Annotated in this window: 16 protein-coding genes; 10 read left to right on the top strand and 6 right to left on the bottom strand. The window is 64.3% G+C overall.

The features are described from left to right. Positions 1 to 8: 8 nt before the first annotated feature. The 4 genes from cowN to ACLF6L_RS10545 form a co-directional block, all read right to left on the bottom strand. Complete coding sequence (gene cowN / locus ACLF6L_RS10560) at positions 9 to 311, bottom strand: N(2)-fixation sustaining protein CowN (protein WP_238616040.1); 303 nt, start codon at positions 309 to 311, stop codon at positions 9 to 11. 217 nt (positions 312 to 528) lie between these two features. After that, positions 529 to 3,291, bottom strand: coding sequence for a valine--tRNA ligase (locus ACLF6L_RS10555; protein WP_238616041.1), 2,763 nt, complete (start codon positions 3,289 to 3,291; stop codon positions 529 to 531). Between the two features lie 62 nt (positions 3,292 to 3,353). Beyond that, a complete protein-coding gene (locus tag ACLF6L_RS10550; RefSeq protein WP_008931579.1) occupies positions 3,354 to 3,776 on the bottom strand; it encodes a DNA polymerase III subunit chi in 423 nt (140 codons plus the stop codon). A 22-nt stretch (positions 3,777 to 3,798) separates the two neighbouring features. After that, a complete protein-coding gene (locus tag ACLF6L_RS10545; protein WP_238616042.1) occupies positions 3,799 to 5,292 on the bottom strand; it encodes a leucyl aminopeptidase in 1,494 nt (497 codons plus the stop codon). Between the two features lie 155 nt (positions 5,293 to 5,447). Here ACLF6L_RS10545 and lptF point away from each other — a divergent pair, with 155 nt between their 5' ends. Both lptF and lptG read left to right on the top strand, forming a co-directional pair. After that, on the top strand, positions 5,448 to 6,557 hold the full coding sequence (lptF, locus tag ACLF6L_RS10540; RefSeq protein WP_238616043.1) for an LPS export ABC transporter permease LptF: 1,110 nt from the start codon (positions 5,448 to 5,450) through the stop codon (positions 6,555 to 6,557). Continuing rightward, entirely contained in the window at positions 6,554 to 7,615 is a 1,062-nt protein-coding gene (gene lptG / locus ACLF6L_RS10535) for an LPS export ABC transporter permease LptG (RefSeq protein WP_008931582.1), read from the top strand. Before lptF ends, lptG begins: the two co-directional genes overlap by 4 nt. A gap of 9 nt (positions 7,616 to 7,624) precedes the next feature. Here the strand turns inward: lptG and ACLF6L_RS10530 are convergent, their stop codons facing one another. Next, entirely contained in the window at positions 7,625 to 8,146 is a 522-nt protein-coding gene (locus tag ACLF6L_RS10530; RefSeq protein ID WP_238616044.1) for an RDD family protein, read from the bottom strand. A 173-nt stretch (positions 8,147 to 8,319) separates the two neighbouring features. Here ACLF6L_RS10530 and ACLF6L_RS10525 point away from each other — a divergent pair, with 173 nt between their 5' ends. The 5 genes from ACLF6L_RS10525 (at position 8,320) to ACLF6L_RS10505 (ending at position 12,792) form a co-directional block, all read left to right on the top strand. Then, positions 8,320 to 8,706 (top strand): PilZ domain-containing protein, encoded by a 387-nt coding sequence (locus tag ACLF6L_RS10525; RefSeq protein WP_008931584.1) that lies wholly within the window; start codon positions 8,320 to 8,322, stop codon positions 8,704 to 8,706. 5 nt (positions 8,707 to 8,711) lie between these two features. Further along, entirely contained in the window at positions 8,712 to 10,214 is a 1,503-nt protein-coding gene (locus ACLF6L_RS10520; protein ID WP_238616045.1) for an NfeD family protein, read from the top strand. Further along, positions 10,211 to 11,002 (top strand): slipin family protein, encoded by a 792-nt coding sequence (locus ACLF6L_RS10515; protein WP_238616046.1) that lies wholly within the window; start codon positions 10,211 to 10,213, stop codon positions 11,000 to 11,002. The genes ACLF6L_RS10520 and ACLF6L_RS10515 overlap by 4 nt, the downstream gene beginning before the upstream one ends. A gap of 3 nt (positions 11,003 to 11,005) precedes the next feature. Further along, positions 11,006 to 11,911 (top strand): site-specific tyrosine recombinase XerD, encoded by a 906-nt coding sequence (gene xerD, locus ACLF6L_RS10510; protein ID WP_412851648.1) that lies wholly within the window; start codon positions 11,006 to 11,008, stop codon positions 11,909 to 11,911. 143 nt (positions 11,912 to 12,054) lie between these two features. After that, positions 12,055 to 12,792, top strand: coding sequence for a DsbC family protein (locus tag ACLF6L_RS10505; protein ID WP_238616047.1), 738 nt, complete (start codon positions 12,055 to 12,057; stop codon positions 12,790 to 12,792). A 66-nt stretch (positions 12,793 to 12,858) separates the two neighbouring features. Here the strand turns inward: ACLF6L_RS10505 and trxA are convergent, their stop codons facing one another. Further along, entirely contained in the window at positions 12,859 to 13,722 is an 864-nt protein-coding gene (gene trxA, locus ACLF6L_RS10500; RefSeq protein ID WP_412851647.1) for a thioredoxin, read from the bottom strand. A 291-nt stretch (positions 13,723 to 14,013) separates the two neighbouring features. Between trxA and parE the strand changes: the two genes are divergently transcribed. From parE to parC, 3 genes are read left to right on the top strand one after another with little or no spacing between them, the layout of a single operon-like run. After that, positions 14,014 to 15,906, top strand: a complete 1,893-nt coding sequence (gene parE, locus ACLF6L_RS10495; protein ID WP_008931590.1) for a DNA topoisomerase IV subunit B — start codon at positions 14,014 to 14,016, stop codon at positions 15,904 to 15,906. Positions 15,907 to 15,960: 54 nt separating this feature from the next. Further along, the gene (locus ACLF6L_RS10490) at positions 15,961 to 16,194 is read left to right on the top strand and encodes a hypothetical protein (RefSeq protein WP_008931591.1); all 234 of its coding nucleotides are present in this window, start codon (positions 15,961 to 15,963) and stop codon (positions 16,192 to 16,194) included. 37 nt (positions 16,195 to 16,231) lie between these two features. Further along, the gene (gene parC / locus ACLF6L_RS10485) at positions 16,232 to 18,484 is read left to right on the top strand and encodes a DNA topoisomerase IV subunit A (RefSeq protein ID WP_412851646.1); all 2,253 of its coding nucleotides are present in this window, start codon (positions 16,232 to 16,234) and stop codon (positions 18,482 to 18,484) included. Positions 18,485 to 18,586 lie beyond the last annotated feature (102 nt).

Raw genomic sequence — 18,586 nt, 5'->3', positions numbered from 1 at the left:
GGGATGTTTCAGCAGCAGGCCTCCTCCACCCAGGTGAGCAGGGCCTGGGCGTCTTCATCGCCGCATGCCTCGAACAGTTCGCGGATCTGGTTGATGTTGGCGTGGATCAGGAACAGGTCGTCCGGTTTGGGGCCGGATTTCGGGTTGCGTTTGCCCAGGAAGTAGTCCCAGAAGGGAGACTGTTGGGCCGGATCGGCGGTGTATTCCTCGATCAGGCTCATGACCCGGCGGGCGTTGCCGTCGCAATCCAGGTCCTTGAAGCTGATGTAGCGGGCGTTGGCGGCGTCGGGGTGGAGATTGGGACGGGTCACGAACGGGCTCCTTGAATCGGTATTGTGCTGAGTATCAAGCAAGGAGCGAGCCAGTTTCTATGGATTTGTAAGTGCCTGTTAATATGACGGAATTGCCGGGGCAGGGCACAGGATGCGCGGGGGATTGTAGGGAATATGACAGGTTTTGGGCTTTTTGAGGCCCTCACCCCAGCCCCTCTCCCGCAGGCGGGAGAGGGGGTTTTTCGGCGCGACGGCCTCACAGCCGCCGGATCTTCTCCAGCTGGGTTTCCAGTTCCCGCAGGGTCGTTGCCATTTCGGCCACCCGCTCCCGCTCCTTGGCCACGACTTCGGCCGGGGCACGCTCCACGAAGCCCGCGTTGGCGAGCTTGCCCTCGCACTGGGCCAGGTTCTTCTGCACCTTGGCGATCTCCTTTTCCAGACGGGCGATTTCCGCGTCCTTGTCGATCAGGCCCGCCAGGGGGATCAAAAGGCGCATTTCACCCACCAGGGTCATGGCGGATTCCGGGGCCTCGGTGCCTTCCAGCCACTGTACCGACTCGGGCCTGGCCAGGAACCGGATGAAGCCCTGGTTGGCGGTGAAGCGGGCCTGGTCTTCCGGTTTCCAGTTGTCCAGCAGCACCGGCAGGGGCTTGCCGGGGGAGATGTCCATCTCGGCGCGGATGCGGCGCATGCCCAGGATGAAGGTCTTCACCCACTCGATTTCCTGTTCCGCGCCGGCATCCTTCAGGGCTTCCTCCACCACCGGGTAGGGGCGGTGCATGAGGGTGTCGCCGGTCACGCCGGCCAGCGGGGCCACCTGGCGCCAGATGGCCTCGGTGATGAAGGGCATCACCGGGTGCATCAGGCGCAGCAGGGTTTCCAGGACTTGCACCAGGGTACGGCGGGTGCCGCGGCGGGCGGCCTCGCTGCTGTCCTCGCCGGTGAGCACCGGCTTGCACAGCTCCAGGTACCAGTCGCAGTAGTCGTACCAGGTGAACTCGTACAGGGCCTTGGCCGCCAGGTCGAAGCGGTATTCCCCCAGTTGGCGATGGGTCTCGGCGATGGTGTCCTGCAGACGGGAGGTGATCCAGCGATCCGCCAGGGACAGTTCCACCGCGCCGCCGCAAAGGCCTGTGTCCTGGCCCTCGGTGTTCATGAGCACATAGCGGGCGGCGTTCCACAGCTTGTTGCAGAAGTTGCGGTAGCCTTCGATGCGGCCCAGGTCGAACTTGATGTCCCGGCCGCTGGAGGCCAGGGCCGCCAGGGTGAAGCGCAGGGCGTCGGTGCCAAACGCGGGGATGCCGTCGGGGAACTGTTTTTTGGTGGCCTGGGCGATGCGCTTTTCCATCTGCGGCTGCATCAGCCCGGTGGTGCGCTTGGCCAGCAGGTCTTCCAGGCTGATGCCGTCGATGAGGTCGATGGGGTCGAGCACGTTGCCCTTGGACTTGGACATCTTCTGGCCTTCCGCATCACGGATCAGGCCGGTGACGTAGACTTCCCGGAACGGCACGTCGCCCATGAACTTGAGGCCCATCATGATCATGCGGGCCACCCAGAAGAAGATGATGTCAAAGCCGGTGACCAGTACCGCAGTGGGGTAGAAAGTCTTGAGTTCCGGGGTCTGCTCCGGCCAGCCCAGGGTGGAGAAGGGCCACAGGGCGGAGCTGAACCAGGTATCCAGTACGTCCGGGTCCTGGGTCAGGCGTACCTCGTCCCCCAGCCGGTGCTTGCGGCGCACGGCGGCCTCGTCCTCGCCCACGTAGATGTTGCCGGCCTCGTCGTACCAGGCGGGGATGCGGTGACCCCACCAGATCTGGCGGGAGATGCACCAGTCCTCGATGTTGCGCATCCACTCGAAGTAGGTCTTGCTCCAGTTCTCGGGCACGAAGCGGATGCGGCCGTCCTCCACCGCCCGGATGGCGGGTTCGGCCAGGGGCGCGGCCTTCACGTACCACTGGTCGGTGAGGAAGGGTTCGATGACGGCACCGCTGCGGTCACCCCGGGGCACCATGAGCTTGTGATCGTCGATGCGCTCCAGCAGGCCCTGGGCCTCCAGGTCGGCGATGATCTGCCGACGGGCATCGAAGCGATCCAGGCCGCGGTAGGCTTCGGGCGCGGCATCGTTGATGCGGGCATCCACGGTGAAGATGTTGATCATGGGCAGATCGTGCCGGCTGCCCACGGCGTAGTCGTTGAAATCGTGGGCGGGGGTGATCTTCACGCAGCCGGAACCGAATTCCGGGTCCACGTAGTCGTCGGCGATCACGGGGATCTCGCGGCCGGTGAGGGGCAGGGTGACGGTTTTGCCGATGAGGTGGCGATAGCGCTCATCCTCCGGATTCACCGCCACGGCGGTATCCCCCAGCATGGTTTCCGGGCGGGTGGTGGCCACCACCAGATGACCGGAGCCGTCGCTCAGGGGGTAGCGCAGGTGCCAGAGCTTGCCCTGTTCTTCCTCGGAGATGACCTCCAGGTCGGAAACGGCGGTGTGCAGCACCGGGTCCCAGTTCACCAGGCGCTTGCCGCGATAGATCAGGCCTTCCTCGTACAGGCGCACGAAGACCTCGGTCACCGCCCGAGACAGGCCGGCATCCATGGTGAAACGCTCCCGGTGCCAGTCGATGGAGGTGCCCAGGCGACGCAGCTGTTGCTGAATCTGGTTGCCGGAGTGGTCCCGCCATTCCCAGACCTTGTCGAGGAATGCCTCCCGGCCCAGATCATGGCGGGACTGGCCGTTCCGGGCCAGCTGGCGTTCCACCACCATCTGGGTGGCGATGCCCGCATGGTCGGTGCCGCCCTGCCAGAGGGTGTTGTCGCCCCGCATCCGGTGGTAGCGGATGAGGGTATCCATCAGGGTGTCCTGGAAGGCGTGCCCCATGTGCAGGGTGCCGGTGACGTTGGGCGGCGGCAGCATGATGCAGTAGGGCGTGCCCTCGCCCGCGGGAGCGAACCAGCCGCGGCCCTCCCATTCCTGGTAGATGGCTTGCTCGATGGCGTGGGGGTCGTAAGTCTTGTCCATGGTGCCTGTGTCTGGGTGCGGGCGAAAGTGGCGGATTATATGATGCTTTTCGGTGGGAGTGGTCATCCCAGCGGGTGGTGGTGCAGGTCGCAGCCGTGTTCCCGGTAGTAGCGGAAACGGTCGCGCCCGGCCTGTTTCACCACGGGGTCCTCGTTGACGATTTCCGCCACCCGGGCAAAGCCTTCGTAGCCTTCGGGCACGGTGTCGGCCAGGTTCAGCAGCAGATCCCGGGCCGTGGGTGGGACCCGGTCATGGCCGATGCTCACCGGCATGTCCGGATCCTGGGGGTTGATCCCGTGGGGGATGAAGGCATCGTCCCGGAAGGTCCACAGCAGCTCATCCAGTTGCCGTGACAGGCCGGGGGAGCCGGTGTGCACGTGCACCCGGTGCCCCAGCCCGAAGGCCTTTTGGATCAGCCGGCAGGTGATGGCCAGGCGGGCCTGGGGCTGGTCGCTCTTGATGGTGTAAAAATCGACTCGGGTCATGGTGTGAGCCGCGGGGCGCCGTCTAGTCCTTCACCCGGCTGGCCAGGAACTGCATCAGCAGCGGCACCGGACGTCCGGTGGCCCCCTTTTCCTTGCCGCTCTTCCAGGCCACCCCGGCGATGTCCAGGTGGGCCCACTTGTACTTCTTGGTGAACCGGGACAGGAAACAGGCCGCGGTGATGGTGCCGGCCGGTCGGCCGCCGATGTTGGCCATGTCGGCGAAGTTGCTCTTGAGCTGTTCCTGGTATTCATCCCACAAGGGCATTTCCCAGGCCCGATCGCCGCTGTGCCTGCCCGCGGCCAGCAGTTCATTGATCAGCGGACCATGGTTGCCCAGTACCGCCGAGGCCTGATGGCCCAGGGCGATGATGCAGGCGCCGGTGAGTGTGGCCAGGTCCACCACCACGTCCGGATCGAAGCGTTCCACATAGGTCAGGGCGTCACACAGCACCAGACGGCCCTCGGCGTCGGTGTTGAGAATCTCCACCGTTTGTCCCGAGAGGGTGGTGACGATATCGCCGGGCTTGGTGGCCTTGCCGTCGGGCATGTTTTCGGCGGCGGCGATGACACCGATGATGTTCATGGGCAGGCGGAGTTCGGCCACGGCCTTCATGGTGCCCATGACCGCCGCCGCGCCGCCCATGTCGAACTTCATCTCGTCCATGGCCTCGCCGGGTTTGATGGAGATGCCGCCGGTGTCGAAGGTGATGCCCTTGCCCACCAGGACCACCGGCTTGTCGCCCTTTTTACCGCCCCGGTAGTCCATGACGATGAGTTTCGCCGGCTGTTCGGACCCTCGGGAGACCGCCAGCAGGGCGCCCATGCCCAGCTTCTCCATCTCTTCCTCGTCCAGCACTTCCAGCTTCAGGTCCTTGTAGGCCTTTTTGAGCTGTCGGGCCTGTTCCGCCAGGTGGGTGGGGGTGCAGACGTTGCCGGGACGGTTGGCCAGATCCCGGGTCAGGGCCATGCCCAGGGCGGTGGCCGAGGCCCGGGCCATGGCATTGGCGCCGGCTTCCAGGTCCTTGGCGTCCGCCACGTTGAGGACCATGCGCTTGAGGGCGAGCGGGTCGGACTTCTTGCCGCTCTTGAATTCGTCGAATCGGTAAAGGCCGTCTTCCACCACCAGCACGCTCTGTACCAGCTTCCATTCCAGGTCATGTCCCTTGACCGGCAGATCCGTGAGATAATTATGCACTTGGTCGGCACCGGTCCGGCGCAGGGCGCCCACCATGGCGGCGGTGACCTGGCGGAAGGCGGCTTCGCCGAACTCCCGTTCCTTGCCGCAGCCGATCAGCAAAATCCGGTCCGCCAGATCATTGGGGACATGATGCAGCCACAGGCACTGCCCGCGCTCGCCGTCCATGTCGCCCCGCTTGACCAGGGCGCTGATGGCGCCGCCGGTGGCCTCGTCCAGGGCCTTGGCGGCGGCGGAGAGCTTCCGGCGCTCGAACACCCCTGCGATGATGCAGGCGCTGCGCTGTTGTGCGGGATGGGTGCTTTCGACTGTGAATTCCATGCCGTTCCTCGGGAGAAACTGGGTGGGGGATGGTGAGGGCAGGGCAAGGGCCGTGCTCATCAGCCTGCCCATGACTGACAAGAGTTTATCCATTCTATGGAAAATCCGTTCTCTTCACCAACAGGCGCCCGGGGCGCCGGGGCCGCGGTGACGGCATGCGCCTGAAGGTGCTCGACCGTTATCTGGTCCGGGAGATGCTGTTCACCCAGCTTGCCGTGACCCTGGTGCTGCTGCTGATCATCATGGGCGGCGTGCTGGCCCGGCTGCTACGGGAGGCGGCCGAGGGCCGCATTCCCGGCGATGTGCTGCCCCCCATCCTGATCCTTGGCACGTTCAACGGGCTAATCCTGCTGTTGCCCGTCTCGTTGTTCCTGGCGCTGATGCTCTCCCTGGGACGACTCTACAAGGACAGCGAGATGGCCGCTCTGATGGCCTCCGGGGTGGGGTACGGGCGCCTGTACAGGACCATTCTCATCCTGGCCCTGCCGCTGACCCTGATCCTGGCCTTCCTGTCCCTGTTCGTGTCGCCCCAGACCTCCCTGATGGTGGACCAGATCCGTGCCGAAGCGAGTCAGCGCTCCGACCTCATGGGTGTCACGCCGGGCCGGTTCACCCGCGCCGGTTTCGGCGGTGTGGTGCTGTTCGTGGAGTCCTTCGCCGATGAGCGCCGCACCATGAACAACGTTTTCATCCAGCGCCGCATGGGTGACCGGACCGAGGTGGTGGTGGCGCGCACCGCCACCCAACAGGTGGACCCGGTGTCGGGACAGCGTTTTCTGGTCCTGCGGGATGGTTATCGCTACGAGGGCAGTCCGGGGGATCTGGATTTTCGCATCATCGAATTCAAGACCCATGGGGTGAGGATGCCCGAGCCCGATGCCGTGTCGGTGCGCAACCGCACGGATAACGTGCCCACCCTGACGCTGCTGGGTTCGGAGCGTCTGGATTACCGGGCCGAACTGCAATGGCGGCTGGCCGCGCCCATCTCCATGCTGCTGCTGGCCCTGGTGGCCCTGCCGCTGTCCTATACCTCGCCCCGTCAGGGGCGCTTTGCCAAGCTGGCCCTGGGGGTGGCGGTTTATGTGGTGTATGCCCAGTTGCAGATCATGGCCCAGTCCTGGTACGCGGACGGGGTTTCCCCACCTTGGTTGGGGATGTGGTGGGTACATGTCCTGGTGGGGATATTGCTCATTTATCTGCTGGTGCATCGCTACGGCCTGCGCTGGCTGATGATCGCCTGGCGCCGCCGGGAGGTGCCGGCATGATGATCCTGCGTCTGTACATCGCCCGTCAGGTGATCGGCGGCACCCTGCTGGCCTTGTTGGTGCTGACCGCGCTGGATGTGGCTTTCACCTTCATCGGCGAACTGGATGACGTGGGGCAGGGGGCCTATGGCTGGATCCAGGCGGTGACCTATACGGCACTCACCATCCCCCGCCGTCTCTACGAACTGTTTCCCACCGCGGTGCTGCTGGGCACCCTGCTGAGTCTGGGCACTGCCGCCGAGAACAGCGAACTCACCGCCATGCGGGCGGCCGGGCTGTCCGTTTACCGCATCGTCATCGCCGTGTTGCAGGCCGGACTGGTCATGATGCTGGCGGCGGTGCTGCTGGGAGAGGTGGTGGCACCGGCCGCGGAGCGTCAGGCCCAGAGCCTGCGCACCTTCTCCCATTCCGACCAGGTTCATGTGGGCAGTGGCGGCCTTTGGGCCAGGGATGGCGACCGCTTCCTGAATGTCCGCACCATCATGCCCGGATTGCGGCTGCAGGATCTGCGCATCTACCGGTTCGACGACACCGGACGCTTGGTGGAGTCGGTCCAGGCCGGCCAGGCCCGCTACCGGGAAGGTGTCTGGGTCATGGAGGACGTGGTGCGCAGTCGCATCTCGTCCACGGGCATCCAGGCGGAACGGGTGGCCATGGAACGGTGGGAGCGGTTGCTGGCCCCCGAGCTGTTTGACGTCATCGTGGTGGAGCCCAGGCAGATGTCCGCCTGGGCGCTGGCCCGCTACATCACCTATCTGCGGGAGAATAACCTGGAGTCGGCCCCCTACGAGCTGGCCTTCTGGTCCCGCTTCACCACCCCGTTGTCCAGTCTGGTGATGCTGCTGCTGGCGATACCTTTCATCTTCGGTTCCCTGCGCACCGGCGGTGCGGGGCAGCGACTGTTCATCGGCATCCTGATCGGGGTGGGATTCCACCTGCTCAACCGGACCCTCAACCATATGGGGCTGGTGTACGGGATTCCCCCCTTCCTCAGCGCCGTGCTGCCGCTGACGGTATTCCTGCTGGTGGCCCTGTGGGCCTTGCGACGGGTGCGTTAGCCGTTCTGCTCAAACCCCGGTTTTCTTGTGATCCGGCAGGCGCACCAGTCGGGTGTCCGACAGCAGGTCGTGCAGCATCAGCTTCTGCGGGTGGCGCCAGGTCCAGACCAGACCGGCGGCCACCACCACCAGCACGCCCAGCGCCACCGGCCACAAGCCGGTGCGCCAAGCCTGGAGACCGACGAGGATCACCACCCACTGCAGCAGGGCCACCAGGAAACGGCGCATGGCGTGCATCCAGGTCACGGCCTGCCCCCGCCGGCCCACCAGCTGAATGCGCCAAGTCTGCATGGCCAGGGACACACCTCCCCGGGTCCAGAACCAGCCGAAATAGAGAAAGGCCACGCACAGGGTGAACAGGGTGAACAGCGGGAACAGGGGGTGTTCCTCGGTGAGACCGGTCAGCAAGGTGGCGCCCAGCGCGGTCAGCATGAGTACGGCCAGGAGCAGCATGCTCTCATAGACGATGCAGGCCAGGCGGCGCAGGATGCCGATGGGCTGGAGGGGGGCGGATGTCTGGGCGTCGGTCATGGCAAGTTCCGGCTGCGTCGGTGCGTGTCTTGGGGGATGGATGAAGCCGCGGGATGGGCGGGCATTATAGCCCCGGTCGCGGGCTTTTCAGCAAAGCACCCGGCGCGGTCTTATACTCGTGGGAGGTCGGTGGATGACCGGATCCCCCGCCATTGGCATGCGATGAGGACCCCATGAGCGAAGAACAGAGTCAGGAACGGCGTCATTTTCATCGGGTCAGCTTCAAGGGCGTGGCCTACATGACCCTGGAGTCGCCGGACGAAACCCCGGTGGAGCTGGTGGATCTCTCCCTGCAGGGGGTGCTGGTGCGAACTGCCCGGCCCATGCCCCAGCGGCGCCTGGGTGAATATGCCTATCTGCGGGTGCCCCTGGCCGAGGAACTGGACATTCTGCTCATGGTGCAATTGCAGCGTATCGAAGGTCGGGATCTGGGGCTTAGGATCACCCAGATGGAACTGGAGAGTGCCCAGCACCTCAAACGTCTGGTAGAGCTCAATTTGGGTGACCAGTCTCTATTGGAGCGTGACCTGGCCGCACTGTACGAGGTCCATTCGTCGTGACAACCATGATCCGATCCTTCCGTTCGTCCCGATCATTCCCGGCCCGGCTGATGCTGTGGTTTCTGCTGCTGTGCCTGGGGGGCGGGCTGGCCTTCGTGACTCAGGCACAGGAGGGACGGATCGCCCTGATCCTGAATGTGGAGGGCGCCATCGGGCCGGCCACCAGCGATTATTTCGTGCGTGGACTGGAGAAGGCACGGGAGCGCAATGCCGAGGTGGTGGTGGTTCGCATGGACACCCCCGGCGGTCTGGATACCGCGATGCGCGACATGATCAAGGGCATTCTGTCCTCGCCCGTTCCCGTGGTCACCTATGTGTCGCCTTCCGGTGCCAGGGCGGCCAGCGCCGGCACCTATCTGCTCTATGCCAGCCACATTGCCGCCATGGCCCCCGCCACCAATCTGGGTTCGGCCACGCCGGTGCAGGTGGGCGGGATGCCGGGCATGCCCGACGAGCCCCAGGAGCGGCCTGGGGGCGAGTCCGACCAACGCCTGGATGTGACGGCAGACGACGGGACCGCGGATGAGGTACGGGAATCGGATGCCGCGGAGACCGAGGCCAAGGAGGAAGCCAAGCCGCAGCCGCGCCGTGGCGCCACGGCCATGGAGCGCAAGGTGCTGGAGGACGCGGTGGCCTACATCCGCGGACTGGCGGAGCTGCGGGGGCGCAATGCGGACTGGGCCGAGGAGGCCGTGCGCGAAGCGGTCAGCCTGACCGCCAGCGATGCCCTGGAAAAGAACGTCATCGACGTGGTGGCCGAAAGTCTGGAGGATCTGCTCGGCCAGATCCATGGCCGGGTGGTCAAGCTGGAGGTGGGCGAACGTGAGCTCAACACCGAAAACCTGCAGCTGGTGGAGCTGGAACCCGACTGGCGCACCCGCCTGCTGGCAGTGATCACCAATCCCAATATCGCCTATATCCTGATGTTGGTGGGCATCTACGGCATCATCTTCGAGCTGGCCAACCCCGGCAATATCTTCCCCGGGGTGGTCGGGGCCATCTGTCTGGTACTGGCCCTGTACGCCTTCCAGGTACTGCCCATCAATTATGCCGGTCTGGCCCTGATCTTCCTGGGCATCGTCTTCATGATCGCCGAGGCCTTCCTGCCCAGTTTCGGCATTTTGGGCTTCGGTGGCATCGCCGCCTTCGTGGTAGGGTCCATCATCCTGGTGGACGAGGCCAACCTGCATATCTCCTTGCCCCTGGTGGGCGGCACCGCCCTGGTCTCCGCCGCCTTCCTGATGTGGGTGCTGGGCAAGCTGGTGGGTATCCGCAGCCGTCAGGTCACCACCGGCCGGGAAGAGCTCATCGGCGCCACCGGCACCGTCATGAAGCATTTTTCCGGCGGCAGCGGCCGGGTCTGGGTGCATAGTGAATCCTGGCTGGCTCGTTGCGATGTGCCCCTGGCCAAGGGAGACACCGTCCATGTCAAGTCCATCGACGGACTGACGCTGACCGTCGAGCCCGTCTCCGACAAGACCATCACGACAGGAGCTGTTACATCATGATCACCGCGCTATTGGTCCCGCTGGGCCTGATTCTCGGCTTTCTGGTGATGTCCATCCGGATTCTTCCGGAGTATGAACGGGGCGTCATCTTCTTTCTGGGACGATTTCAGTCGGTCAAGGGACCGGGTCTGATCATCGTCATTCCCGGCATTCAACAGATGGTCCGGGTGGACCTTCGGGTCATCACCCTGGACGTGCCCAGCCAGGACGTGATCTCCCAGGACAACGTCACGGTGCGGGTGAACGCGGTGCTCTATTTCCGGGTGGTGGACCCGGCCAAGGCCATCATCCAGGTGGAGGATTATTACAACGCCACCAGCCAGCTGGCCCAGACCACGCTGCGTTCCGTGCTGGGCAAGCATGATCTGGATGAAATGCTGTCGGAGCGGGACAAGCTCAACGACGACATCCAGAGCATCCTGGATTCCCAGACCGATGCCTGGGGCATCAAGGTGGCCAACGTGGAGATCAAGCACGTGGATCTCAACGAAACCATGATCCGTGCCATTGCCCGGCAGGCGGAGGCCGAGCGTGAACGTCGGGCCAAGGTGATCCACGCCGAAGGGGAACTGCAGGCGGCGGTGAAGCTGACCGAGGCCGCCGACATCATTGCCCGTAGCCCTCAGGCCCTGCAGTTGCGCTATCTGCAGACCATGAGCGACATGACCAACAAGAACGCCTCCACCGTCATCTTCCCGTTCCCGATGGACCTGGTAAGCGCCTTCAAGGATCTGCTGGGGGATGGACTTCCCCGGGTGGTGGAGAAGAAAACCGAGGACAAGGGTTGATTCGTGGCGGAAGGACTCAAGGATCAGCCGGTCATCGACCGGTTTCTCGATACACTATGGATGCAGGAAGGCCTGAGTGAGCACACCCTGTCGGCCTACCGGGCCGACCTGAGCGGTCTGGCCCGTTATCTGGAGGCGCAAGACACATCCCTGGTCACTGCGGACCGGGGGCGGTTGCTGGCCTATCTGGCCCAGCGGCTGGAAGCGGGCGCCAAACCCCGCACTCTGGCGCGGCTGTTGTCCACCCTGCGCCGTTTTTATGGATTTCTGCTCCAGGCTGGCCGGATCCGGGATGATCCCACGGCCCGTATCGATGCCCCACGGCTGGGGCGCCCGCTGCCCGATACCCTCACCGAGGCCGAGGTGGAGGCCCTGCTGGCGGCCCCGGAGGTGGCAGACACCAACGGCCTGCGTGACCGGGCCATGCTGGAGGTGCTCTATGCCACCGGACTGCGGGTCTCGGAGTTGGTGGGGTTGCGCCTGGGACAGGTCAGTCGTCGTCATGGGGTGGTGCGTACCCTGGGCAAGGGCGGCAAGGAACGACTGGTCCCCCTGGGAGAGGAGGCCATGGACTGGCTGGAGCGTTATCTGGCGGAGGGCAGGCCGGCACTGATGCAGGGCCATGGTCAGTCGGAGGCCCTGTTCGTCACCCGTCGGGGCGAGGGCATGACCCGGCAGGCCTTCTGGTACCTGATCAAGCGCCATGCGCAAAGCGCGGGCATCCGTAAGCACCTCTCGCCCCATACCCTGCGTCACGCCTTTGCCACCCACCTGCTCAATCATGGGGCGGATCTGCGGGTGGTGCAGATGTTGCTGGGCCATTCCAGCCTCTCCACGACCCAGATCTATACCCATGTGGCCACGCAGCGGCTCAAGGATCTGCACGCCGTCCATCATCCCAGGGGGTGAACCCACCACCGGTTCCCGTTACCATGGCCCCCCTTTGATGAATCTCATGTCTTGCCAGGGGATCGAATGGCGCCGTGCCTTGTCTTACCCTGACAGCGTTGCGATTTGCAGTGATCGCCAAACACCACCAAAGAGTCATCTACATGTACAGATACGGTCTTTCGCTTGTCCTCGTTATCCTGCTGGCGGTGCCGGCCATGGCCGGTGCCGACGCCCAGATCCAGCGACAGCTCAAGGAGCGGGTCTCCCTGCTGGTGCCCAATGCCGAACCCACCAGCATCCTGGAAACGCCGGTGAAGGGACTCTATGAGGTGAGATACGGGGCTCAGCTGTTCTACATCAGCGCGGATGGCCGGTATGTCCTGGATGGTGAGCTGGTGGAACTGGACACCCGGCGCAGCCTGACGGCGGCATCCCGCTCCTTGGGGCGGCGCGAGATGCTGACCGAAATGGATGAAGCCGGCATGGTGGTCTATGCCCCCAAGGGCAGGACCGAGCATGTCATCACCGTGTTCACCGATGTGGATTGCCCCTATTGCCGCCGCCTGCATGAAGAAGTGCCGGCGCTGACCGAGCAGGGGGTCAAGGTGCGTTATGCCATGTTCCCCCGTTCCGGCGAGGGCAGCCCCACCTTCCGCAAGATGGTGGGTATCTGGTGTGCCGATGACCGCGCCAAGGCCATGGATCAGGTCAAGGACGGCAAGAATGTCACGGAAAAGACCTGTGACACGCCGGTCATGGAACACGTCATCATGGGGCAGATGATGGGCATCAACGGCACTCCGGCCATCCTGCTGGAAAGCGGCGACCTGATCCCCGGCTATCGTCCGGCCGGCGACATCATGGAAATGATCCGGCACGTGAAAGCCGCGGCCCAGTGATCCTTTTCTCATCCCCACCCATCTCCACGGGGGAGATGGGTGGGTGTGGGAGCGGTCCTGCCGGGATCAGTACATCAGCGCCATCATCCTGCGCCGATACTCGTTCACCAGTGGGTGTCTTGCCCCCAGCAGTTCGAATGCCGCCAGCAGGCCCTTGTGGCCGGCATCGTCACCATACTTGCGGTGCTTGCGCATGAGCTGGAGCAACTTCTCCAGTCCGGCCTGATGCTCTCCCTTGAGGATCAACGCGCAGCCCAGTCGATGTAGGGCGTCCGGGTCATCCGGATCGGTTGCCAGTCTTTTTTCCAGCGCCGACAGGGTTTCCGGTTGCCCGACCGCCCGCGCAAAATGGAGTCGGGCTTCCAGCAAGCGCACCGCCTCCTGTTCATACAGATCCATGGGCAGGGTCTTGATGGCGGTTTCCGCCTCATCCACCCGTCCGGCCTGCATCAGGGCGTCAGCCAGGTCGATCTTCAGTGCCTGCCGGTCAGGATGACCTTGCAGCGCCTCCTCCAGCAGAGTCACCGCCCGGGTCGCGTCCCCCGCCGCCAGGGCTGCTTGCGCCGCCTCCCGCTCGGCCGCCTCGGGGCCGGGCAGGTATTTTTCCAGTTGGGCACGAATGGCGGATTCGGGCTGCATGCCCATGAACTGATCCACCGGCCTGCCGTCCCGGTAGAAGATCACCGTCGGGATGCTGCGCACGCCGTGCTCCATGGCCAGTCCCTGTTCCCGGTCACTGTTCACCTTGGCCAGCACGAACTTGCCGCCATATTCCTCCGCCAGTCCCGAGAGCAGGGGCAGCAGCATCTTGCAGGGCTGGCACCAGTCGGCCCAGAAGTCCACCAGCACCAAGTGTTCGCGGGAACCTTCGATCACCACTTGCTGGAAGTCGGCTTCCGTGACATCGACGATGAAGGGAGAAAGGCTCATGGGTAGAAGATCCTGTGGTTGTAGGTAGGGGGTGACCCATTGTGATGAGGTTTCCAGGCTGACAGACCCATCGGCTGTCACGTCATTCCCGCGTAAGCGGGAATCCAGTTAAGGACTGAAAGCGCTGGGCTCCCGCTTTCGCGAAAGTGACGGCAAAGGCTTTGGTCACTGCCTCCTTCCCATTGTTGGGGCTCCCGCCGTCCCGTTTCAAGGGGCGTTCCCGCCGCGCGCTTGTAACTTGTTGTGATGTTTCATACATTAGGCGCGCCTTTGCAGCCGGAAGTATTGCGCATGAGCGCCAGTTCCTATACCGCCTCAGATATCGAAGTCCTCTCCGGACTGGACCCGGTGCGCAAGCGCCCGGGCATGTATACCGACACCACCCGGCCCAATCACATGGCCCAGGAGGTGATCGACAATTCCGTGGACGAGGCCCTTGCCGGCCACGCCGGACGCATCGACGTGGTGCTCCACGGCGATGGTTCCCTGTCGGTCAGCGACGACGGCCGCGGCATGCCCGTGGACCTGCACCCCAAGGAAAAGCGTCCCGGGGTGGAGGTGATCCTGGGTACCCTGCACGCGGGCGGCAAGTTCTCCAACAAGAGCTACAAGTTCTCCGGCGGCCTGCACGGGGTGGGTGTCTCCGTGGTCAATGCCCTGTCCCTGAAGCTGGAAGTCTGGATCCGTCGTGACGGCAAGGAACATCACATGGCCTTTGCCGACGGTCACAAGCTCAGTGATCTGAAGGTGGTGGGGGAGGTGGGTCGCCGCAACACCGGCACCATGCTGCGCTTCTGGCCCGACCCCAAATATTTCGACAGCCCAAAATTCTCGGTGCCCCGGCTCAAGCACGTGCTGCGGGCCAAGGCGGTGCTCTGTCCCGGTCTGGCCATGTCCTTCCATGACGAGGTCACCGGCGAGCACTGTGACTGGCGTTACGAGGCGGGCCTGAAGGACTACCTCATGGAGGCGCTGCAGGGGGCGGAGACCTTGCCCGAAGAGCCCTTCATGGGCAGCATCTCCGGCGACACCGACGCCGCGGACTGGGCCGTGGTCTGGCTGCCGGAGGGTGGCGAGGGCGTGGCCGAGAGTTATGTGAACCTGATCCCCACCGCCCAGGGCGGCACCCATGTGAATGGTCTGCGCACCGGCCTGACCGACGCGGTGCGGGAATTCTGCGAGTTTCGCAATCTGATTCCCCGGGGCGTCAAGCTGGCTCCCGAGGATGTCTGGGACGGGGTGTCCTACATCCTGTCTTTCAAGATGCTCGATCCCCAGTTCGCCGGGCAGACCAAGGAGCGCCTGTCCTCCCGGGAGGCGGCACCGTTCGTGTCCGGCGTGGTCAAGGACAGTTTCAGCCTGTGGTTGAACCAGCATCCGGCGGCGGGGGAGCGCATCGCCGAACTGGCCATCTCCTCGGCCCAGCGTCGGCTGCGGGCGGGCAAGAAGGTGGTGCGCAAGAAGGTGACCCAGGGGCCGACCCTGCCCGGCAAGCTGGCCGACTGCGCGGCCCAGGATCTGGCGCGGACCGAACTGTTCCTGGTGGAAGGGGATTCCGCCGGCGGCAGCGCCAAGCAGGCCCGTGACCGGGAGTTTCAGGCCATCATGCCCCTGCGGGGCAAGATCCTCAACGCCTGGGAGGTGGATCCGGATCAGGTGCTGGGTTCCCAGGAGATTCATGACATCAGCGTGGCCATCGGCGTGAATCCCGGATCCGCGGACCTGAAGGACCTGCGTTACGGCAAGGTCTGCATCCTGGCGGACGCGGACTCCGACGGTGCCCATATCGCAACCCTACTGTGTGCCCTGTTCCTGCGTCATTTCCGTCCGCTGGTGGCCCAGGGTCGGGTGTACGTGGCCATGCCGCCCCTGTTCCGCATCGACGTGGGCAAGGAGATCTTCTATGCCCTGGACGAGGAGGAAAAGCAGGGGGTGCTGCAACGCATTGCGGCGGAGAAAAAGAAGGGCAAGGTGGCGGTGACCCGGTTCAAGGGTCTGGGCGAGATGAACCCGTTGCAGTTGCGGGAGACCACCATGGCCCCGGATACCCGGCGTCTGGTCCAGCTCACCCTGGATGAGGGGGATGGGACCGATGCCCTGCTGGACATGCTGCTGGCCAAGAAGCGGGCGGCGGACCGCAAGGGCTGGCTGGAGCACAAGGGCCACCTGGCCGAAGTGATCTGAGTGATTCAGAGTGCCGCACCCAGTGCGGGACTCACACGGAAACAGGAGCTTGAAATGGCAACACCCATCGGATTCGGAAAGCGTCTGGCGCTGGTCCTGCTCAGTTTCGCGGGCATCATCATGGCCATGGTGGGCATCATGGAACTGGCCACCGCCGGCATGGGGGGACTCTATCCTCCGGCCTGGCGCTTCCCGGGTTACGCCTGGATACTCACCGTGGGCGGCTATCTGCTGATGATCCCCATGGGCTGGCTGTACCTGCGGGACATGAAGTCCGAAGAGGACTGAAGCTTCCCGATTCCTTGCCCGCAATCGACGGACATTCATGAGCCATTACGATCTGAACCTGGAAGGCGTCGAACGCCTGCCGCTCAAGACCTTTACCGAAAAGGCGTACCTGGACTACTCCATGTACGTCATCCTGGACCGTGCCCTGCCCCACGTGGGGGACGGGCTCAAACCCGTGCAGCGACGCATCATCTACGCCATGAGCGAGCTGGGCCTGTCCGCCGTCTCCAAGCACAAGAAGTCCGCCCGTACCGTGGGGGACGTGCTGGGCAAGTTTCATCCCCATGGGGATTCCGCCTGCTATGAGGCCATGGTGCTGCTGGCCCAACCCTTCTCTTCCCGCTATCCCTTCGTGGACGGCCAGGGCAACTGGGGGTCGCCGGACGATCCCAAATCCTTTGCCGCCATGCGCTATACCGAGGCGCGATTGTCCCCCTATGCCCAGCTGCTGCTGTCGGAACTGGGGCAGGGGACCGCCGACTGGGTGCCCAACTTCGACGGCACCCTGGAAGAGCCCCGGGTCCTCCCCGCCCGTCTGCCCAACGTGCTGCTCAACGGCGGCACCGGCATCGCCGTCGGCATGGCCACGGACATCCCGCCCCATAATCTCAGGGAAGTGGCCGCCGCCTGCATCCACCTGCTGGCCCATCCCGAGGCCTCGGTGGAGGATCTGTGTCGCCATGTCCAGGGGCCGGACTTTCCCACCGAGGCGGAGATCATCACCCCCCGCCGGGAACTGGTGGCCCTGTACCGCACCGGTAACGGCAGTCTGCGCATGCGTGCCCGTTATGAACGGGAAAACGGCGACATCATCATCACGGCCCTGCCTCATCAGGTCTCCGGGGCCAAGGTACTGGAACAGATCGCCGCCCAGATGAACGCCAAGAAACTGCCGATGGTGGAGGATCTGCGGGATGAGTCGGACCATGAGCATCCCACCCGACTGGTGATCACACCCCGCTCCAACCGGGTGGACATCCCGGGTCTCATGGCCCACCTGTTCGCCACCACGGATCTGGAGCGCAGTTATCGGGTGAACCTGAACGTCATCGGTCTGGACGGTCGGCCCCAGGTGAAAAACCTGGTCCAGCTCCTGACCGAGTGGCTGTCCTTCCGTACCGAGACCGTGCGTCGCCGCCTGCAGTGGCGCCTGGACAAGGTGGAAAAGCGGCTGCACATCCTGGCGGGGCTGTTGATCGCCTATCTGAATATCGACGAGGTGATCCGCATCATTCGCGAGCACGACGAGCCCAAGCCGGTGCTGATGGAACGCTTCGGACTCACCGATGCCCAGGCCGAAGCCATCCTGGAACTCAAGCTGCGCCATCTGGCCAAGCTGGAGGAAATGAAGATCCGCGGTGAGCAGGACGAGTTGTCCCGGGAGCGTGACCAGTTACGGGCCATCCTGGGCTCCGGCGAACTGCTCAGGAACCTGGTGCGTGACGAGATCGCCGCCGACGCGGAGAAGTTTGGTGATGATCGTCGCTCCCCCATCGTCGAGCGGGCCGCCGCCCAGGCCCTGGACGAGTCGGCCCTGATCCCCTCGGAGCCATTGACCGTGGTGCTCTCCCGCATGGGCTGGGTGCGCGCCGCCAAGGGCCATGAAGTGGATGCCGCCGGACTCAGTTACAAATCCGGTGACGGCTTTTTGTCCGCTTCCCCCGGACGCAGCAATCAGCAGGCGGTGTTCATCGATTCCACCGGTCGCACCTATGCCCTGGCCGCCCATACCCTGCCGTCGGCGCGAGGGCAGGGGGAGCCCCTATCCGGGCGTCTGTCCCCACCGGACGGTGCCCGCTTTGTCGGCGTGATGATGGGGGCGCCGGACGATCTCTACCTGCTGGCCACCGATCACGGCTACGGCTTCATCTGCACCTTGGAAGACATGATTTCCCGCAACCGGGGAGGCAAGGTGGTGCTGACGGTACCGGAGGGGGCCAACGTGCTGCCGCCGGTCCGGATTCGGGATCTGGAGCGCCAGCGTCTGGCGGCAGCCACCAGTGATGGCTATCTGCTGGTCACGGTCCTGTCGGACCTGCCCCGGATGGCCCGGGGCAAGGGCAACAAGATCATCAGCATCCCCCCGGCCCGTCTCAAGGCGAGGGAGGAATGGATGGTGGAACCGGCCCTGGTAGCGGAGGGCGAGGTGCTCAATGTGGTGGCCGGCAAAAAGTTCAAGGCGGTGAAGGGACCGGAGCTGGAGGAGTACCTGGGAGAGCGGGGCCGTCGGGGCCGGAAGCTGCCCCGGGGGTTCCAGAAGGTGGATGCCCTCAATGCCGTGATTCCATAGCGGTCCAGTGAAAGCCGGGTAATGCCCTGCACGTGGCGGACTGACGCTTTGTGCTTGAATTTTTCATGCCAAACCCCATCTAATACGCCGGACCTTTCATTG

Source organism: Ectothiorhodospira shaposhnikovii, assembly GCF_047222355.1.
GTDB lineage: Bacteria > Pseudomonadota > Gammaproteobacteria > Ectothiorhodospirales > Ectothiorhodospiraceae > Ectothiorhodospira.
Note: the sequence above shows the minus strand (reverse complement) of the source record. Positions and strands in the feature narration are given on the sequence as shown.